The following is a 5,893-nucleotide window of genomic DNA, read 5'->3' as shown; positions in this document are numbered from 1 at the left end:
AGACGCGCTTATCACTCTTTTGCGGGAAATCGAACAATATGTGTATCGAACTGCTTATTACATACTGAATAATGAGCAGGATGCACTGGACGCGTCCCAAGAGGCCTTAATCCGGATATATACTAAAATTCAATCGTATGAGGAGAAAGCACAGTTCAAGACTTGGGTACAGCGCATCGTGACGAATATTTGCATCGACAAATTCCGCCGCACGAAGCCGACTGTATCGATAGAGGAGCATAATCTCACATTCCTTGGCAATGAAAGCGTAGAGAGGAATGTCCTATCCTCCCATGCAGCGCAGGATATACGAGAAGCGATTGACCAACTGCCGGAACATCACCGTGCTGTCGTTGTTCTTCGCTACTTGCAAGATTTCTCGTATAACGAAATTGCTGATAGCTTGAACTTGCCTCTCAATACGGTGAAATCATATCTATTCCGCGCCAGACAACAGCTGCAGACTATGCTGCAAGATTACGAGAAAGGTGGTGTGCGAGGATGAACTGTTCAGAGGTGATGGAACTTATGCAGCGGAAATTGGATGGAGACTTGAATGATTCGGAACAGCACCTTCTGACTGAGCATATTAACCATTGCCCCGCCTGCAGTGAGATGGCTAGGCGATTGGAACGGCTCCATACGGAATTAGCTCAGCTGCCTAAGGTCGAGCCGAAATTCAGCCTAGTTGATGCGATTATGCCAGCGCTGGATATCATTGATCGAGATGAGCAGCTTGCTGCGGTCGAACCAAATGTAGAAGCATATCCACAAGAGGCTGTGTCAGCGGGCCATGCAGCAACTGGATCGCCTATCAAGCCGCGTATCGTTAAGGAAACTGCGACACCTCAACCAACTAAGCAACGCTGGTTCGAACGAATCCGCTGGCGTGCGACCAGCGCTGTCATCGCAGCAGGGCTTGTGCTTGGTCTATTTATTGTCAACTTCAAGCCGCCTACAGTGGAACAGGCTGGCGACTTCAGTGAACTTGGGAACGAGCAGCTAATGAAGACCGAGACTGCAGACAGATCCGATAGTTCTCAAGTTACGAAATCCGAATCCAGCTCTCCGATGAAGGAGAAACCGTCGAATAACGATCCGCAAAACAATCCAACCGAACCTTCTTCATATGCGACAACAGAGGGAACGGGAGAAGCGGATAAGGAGAAGTCTGCGCAAGATAGACAGAAGGAAATGAAAGACTCGTCCCAACAGAAGATCGGCATTCCAACACCAAAGGATGTGGAGTCGAAAGAAAGCACTTCTCATCCTAAGAAGGGTCAGGAGACAGTTTCAGCAGATCGTTCTGTGACAGGTGGACAGACGCGAACAAGACCGGATGCAGACAAACAGCCGCCAAATCAAGATGGGCAGAAACAAGATGCGAAGAAGGATCCGCAGCAGAAGGATACAGAACAAGTTCTAGCAGAAGAGCCGCCGAAAGAGCCTCAGAAGGATGGAAGCGATAAGATGCCAGAACAGAAGGAAATTAATTCCTTTGTTGGGCCTTCTATCACATCTGTAGCTGAAGCGACGGCACCGAACGGCAGCCTTATGGCGACATGGGACAATGGACAGCTGCTGCTCTATAAGCTAAATGGTCAGGAGCGAACGAAGCTGCAGACGATTGCTGTAGCAGAGAAGCCATCTGAGCTAATCTGGTCGGCAGATAGCTCGAAGCTGACAGTTGTCTCATCCGGAGAAGATGGGAAATCGAGTAAGCTCCAGTATGAACTGAAGAATGATACGCTCGAGCCGATTGTGGACGCAGGGAATCCAGCGGAGAAAGAAGTCATTCAAGGCTCAATTCAACAATCGCAATAAAAAGGGCTTACATGCAGGGCTATCATGCACACATTGTTACGTCCTTGCGTATAGTATGGTATCAAGAAGACAGAATGCTTTCCCGTACGTCGAATGACCATTTGTACCGGAGTTTCTAGAGCTTCGTGGCAAATGTTTATTATAGATGTTAGGGGACAAAGGGACTCGCGCAACAGTGATGTTGTGCCAGTCCCTTTGTTTTTGTGTCAAAGTCTGCTATGATGAGGTTCGTTATATCGTAAGGGGAGGCTAGCAATTTGGTAGATATTAAAGCAGCCGTCAAGGAAATTAAGCGCGGCTTTCCGCGCTCCATCTATATTCTGTATGGTACTGAAAAATATCGGATTCAGGAGTTCGTACAATTCTTAATAGAGCATGCAGTCGGAGAAGATAATCGTGAATTAGCAATTATGAAGATGGATACTTCGGAACACCCGGTTGAGGCAGTCGTCGCAGAGGCGGAGACGATGCCGTTTCTAGTACCGCGCAAATGTATTCTTGTAAAGGATTCGTCGGTATTCGCATCTGGGAAGGATGGCAAGATTGAGCATCAGACGGAGCGATTGCTTGAGTACATGGATAATCCAATGGACACGAGCATTGTTGTATTTCTCGTGCAGGCGGACAAGCTGGATGAACGGAAGAAGACGGTTAAGAAAGCCAAGACAGCTGGAGCAGTGCTTCCTTTCTTGCCGCTTAGCGCAGACGAACTGACGATGTGGGTTCGCAAGGAAGCGGAGAAGCACGAGTGTGCGATCGAGGATGAGGCAATCCGTGCGATTCTGAACAGTGCAGGGACGAATTTGCAGTCATTGTCGGCTGAAATTGAGAAGTGTTGCCTGTTCACGGGGAGAGGCGGAACGGTTGTGGTAGAGACCATCCACTCCTTGATTGCCAAAAACACAGAACAGAATGTATTTCAGCTTGTTGAGGATATTATCAAACGGCGAGCGGATCAGGCGCTCGATACGCTACACGAATTGTTGAAGCAGAAAGAAGAGCCTATTAAGATTATGGCGCTTATCGTACGGCAATTGCGAATTATGGTACAGGTGAAGGAACTGACGAGCCGCAGCTTCAGTCAGCAGCAGGCAGCTTCCCAACTTGGGCTGCATCCATACGCCGTCAAAATGGCTTACGAGCAAGCGCGTGACTATGATGGAAATAAGCTGACGCAATGGATAGCGGAGGCGGCAGAGCTCGACTATGAAATGAAGTCAGGCCGAGTAGAGAAGGTGTTGGGCTTGGAGCTGTTCATTATGCGGATGTCTAAAGGAATAGCAAGAATACAAAAAGAAACCAGAAGATGAACGCCTTGGCGTTCATCTTCTGGTTTCTTCGCTTCTAGCTAAGTATGAAAAGGCTCCAGCTTACGCTTGTGCAAGCAGAGCGTTCAATTTCGTCGCCAAGCGAGACTTTTTGCGGGAAGCCGCGTTTTTGTGCACCAAGCCTTTTGTCACAGCTTTATCCAATTTCTTGGAAGCCAAAGCGACAGCAGCTGTAGCTGTTTCTGCTTCGTTGTTAGCCAAAGCAGTGTCAGCAGCTTTAACAGCTGTGCGAAGTGCAGATTTTTGAGAAGCGTTCAACAGACGGCGCTTGTCGTTTGTTTTAACGCGTTTAACAGCGGATTTAATGTTTGGCATTGATTTCACCTCCGTTGCATCGTAGTGCGACAACAGAATCCAATTCCCTCGTTCATAAGAAAAATAGATTCACAACTTAAAGTATTCTATCACGCCACAACATAAAAAGCAATACATTTACCATGTTGGTATCGGAATACCCGAACGAAGGGTAAGGAACGTTCAAAGCTCTGTCACCGTTGACTTTTGCTTATATCATGATTCGTATAAGAAATGCGTCTGTGCGCAAAATATACGTTAGAAAATGATGTGCGTAGCGGGAGGCGTTTACCATGACAGCAGATTTGAAATCTTATTCAGTTCGAACCGACTTAGCATTAGAATCGAGAGAAATCGCTCAGCCGGACAGTGCAATTCCAATCCCTGGGGTGTCCGAAGAAGTGGAGGATGTTCGCGGGATTAAAGTAACGAAGATTCATGTTCAGACCGAAGAAGGTTCACGAGCAATTGGCCGTCTTCCAGGACGATATATTACGATTGAAGTACCGGGCTTGCGGCGCAAGGATAGTCAGCTGCAGGATCGAGTGGCAACCAAATTCGCACAATTGTTCGAAGGATTTTTGGCAGAGGTCGGGGTGAACGAAGACTCCAAGGCGCTCATTGTAGGTCTAGGCAACTGGAATGTCACGCCGGATGCGCTTGGTCCACTTGTTGTTGAGAATGTACTTGTTACTCGGCATTACTTCGAAATTATGCCGGATCAAGTAAGTCCCGGGTACCGCGAGGTAAGCGCAGTTGCACCTGGAGTACTTGGAGTAACTGGGATTGAATCAAGCGAAATTGTACAGGGGATTGTAGAACGGACGAAGCCGGATGTCATCATTGCGATAGATGCATTGGCGTCCAAGGCGCTCGAGCGAGTGAACACGACCATCCAAATTGCAGATATCGGTATCCATCCAGGTTCCGGAGTAGGTAATAAGCGACGTGGATTGACGAAGGACATTCTTGGCATACCGTGTATAGCAATAGGAGTGCCAACGGTCTGCTATGCATCCACAATTGTGAATAATGCGATTGATTATATGAAAGAGCATTTCAAGCAGGAAACGAATCAGACGAGAGAAATCCTTGGCATGCTGGATGATATTAACGAACAGGAACGGTTAATGCTCGTCAAGGAAGTGCTTGAGCCGCTCGGTCATGATTTGGTTGTTACGCCAAAGGAAGTGGACGAGTTCATGGAGGATATGGCGAATATTATTGCGAGTGGGTTGAATGCCGCACTGCATGATGCGGTCGATACGGAGAATGTTAATGCGTATACGCATTAAGTCATCCAGAAGTATGACGCGGTCATACAATAGAATAACGCCACGATAATAACGAAAAAGATCGAGTTCTGGCCTCCTTAGTGTGCCTGCACTCGATCTTTTCGCTTGTTCTTTGCCCATCCTATTAGTCGTTATCTTTCTATCAAGAAACGATATCTCATTTCATAGAAGCTACATGGTGATAAAGGGATAAGTGAACATGCTTACTTCGTTGCGACTGCGCTTTGGCCTGTAATCGTTTGACCGAACACAGGATCAATCCCACCTTCAAAACGAATGTGGATCGACATGCCCTCTTCGAATTGTGGTGTATCTGATACTTGGAAATGGATGTGCGGTTCGCTTGAATTGCCTGAATTGCCGCACTCTCCTAGCAGTTGACCTTGCTTGACAACGTCGCCTTTTTTCACAACAACGCTGCCTTTCTTGAAATGAGCAAGCATGCTGTATTCCCCATTGCCATGATCAATGACCACGTAATTCCCCGCCATTTCTTTCTCATTCATGACGCCAACAGGACTATTGTCTGCAATATTGTTCTCAACCCGGACGACTGTTCCGTCTCGCGGAGCTACGACTGGTTGGCCAAATGCGTAGTAGCTTTCATTTTTCGTCGGATCTCCTTTGTAGCTGAATCCATCACGCTCCATAATCAGATCATAGGCATACCGCTGTCCCAATGATTCGTAATGATAGTTCAAGAACTCATTATTGCCGCCCCAGAACACAAACCATTGTCCCACAAAAGGTGGCTTATAGGCTTGTTTGGTTGGATGAAGATCAGACTCCCATTTGTGAAGCGGGTACATTTGTAATGTTACGATCTGATTGCCCGCTATCCCTGTTTGAACTCCTCGCAACCCAGTTGCATCTGTCCATACATAGGATTCAATACCGCTGAAGCTCTTGTGGGCCACAAGGGTGGGACGCTCGCCCTCTTTCCATAGTGCTTGAAGCAGCTTCGGTAGATAACTTTCCGGTATTGCTTCTTTCAGTTCCTTGGACAAATAGCGGTACAATTGCGAGCCGTTTCGTTCTTGAATCCATGTTGAGACCAGTTCAGGCGTTAATATATCTGTTGTTTCTGCTTGTACGGATACGATCTGTCCAGTTATGGACTTCTCAATCTCGGCTGTGCCTCCTGTTTTTGTT

At 47.3% G+C, this 5,893-nt stretch carries 6 protein-coding genes; 4 read left to right on the top strand and 2 right to left on the bottom strand.

The genetic code is table 11. The features are described from left to right. The 3 genes from AZ66_RS25770 to holA all read left to right on the top strand — a co-directional run. On the top strand, window positions 1-505 hold a 505-nt coding region (locus AZ66_RS25770), incomplete at its 5' end, for an RNA polymerase sigma factor (protein ID WP_082061735.1). Beyond that, window positions 502-1,824 carry an anti-sigma factor family protein gene (locus AZ66_RS25765; RefSeq protein ID WP_044357478.1) on the top strand — a complete coding sequence of 441 codons (1,323 nt, stop codon included), beginning with the start codon at window positions 502-504 and terminating at the stop codon, window positions 1,822-1,824. The genes AZ66_RS25770 and AZ66_RS25765, both read left to right, overlap by 4 nt. A gap of 257 nt (window positions 1,825-2,081) precedes the next feature. After that, on the top strand, window positions 2,082-3,134 hold the full coding sequence (gene holA / locus AZ66_RS25760) for a DNA polymerase III subunit delta (protein ID WP_044357476.1): 1,053 nt from the start codon (window positions 2,082-2,084) through the stop codon (window positions 3,132-3,134). A 60-nt stretch (window positions 3,135-3,194) separates the two neighbouring features. Here holA and rpsT read toward each other — a convergent pair whose 3' ends face one another. Beyond that, on the bottom strand, window positions 3,195-3,467 hold the full coding sequence (gene rpsT, locus AZ66_RS25755) for a 30S ribosomal protein S20 (protein ID WP_044357475.1): 273 nt from the start codon (window positions 3,465-3,467) through the stop codon (window positions 3,195-3,197). A 272-nt stretch (window positions 3,468-3,739) separates the two neighbouring features. Here rpsT and gpr point away from each other — a divergent pair, with 272 nt between their 5' ends. Further along, window positions 3,740-4,741, top strand: a complete 1,002-nt coding sequence (gpr, locus tag AZ66_RS25750) for a GPR endopeptidase (protein ID WP_044357474.1) — start codon at window positions 3,740-3,742, stop codon at window positions 4,739-4,741. A 203-nt stretch (window positions 4,742-4,944) separates the two neighbouring features. Here gpr and AZ66_RS25745 read toward each other — a convergent pair. After that, window positions 4,945-5,893, bottom strand: a 949-nt coding sequence (locus AZ66_RS25745) for a M23 family metallopeptidase (RefSeq protein ID WP_052648877.1), incomplete at its 5' end; no start/stop codon positions are given.

The organism is Paenibacillus sp. E194 (genome assembly GCF_000935845.1).
GTDB lineage: Bacteria > Bacillota > Bacilli > Paenibacillales > Paenibacillaceae > Paenibacillus_B > Paenibacillus_B alvei_B.
Note: the sequence above shows the minus strand (reverse complement) of the source record. Positions and strands in the feature narration are given on the sequence as shown.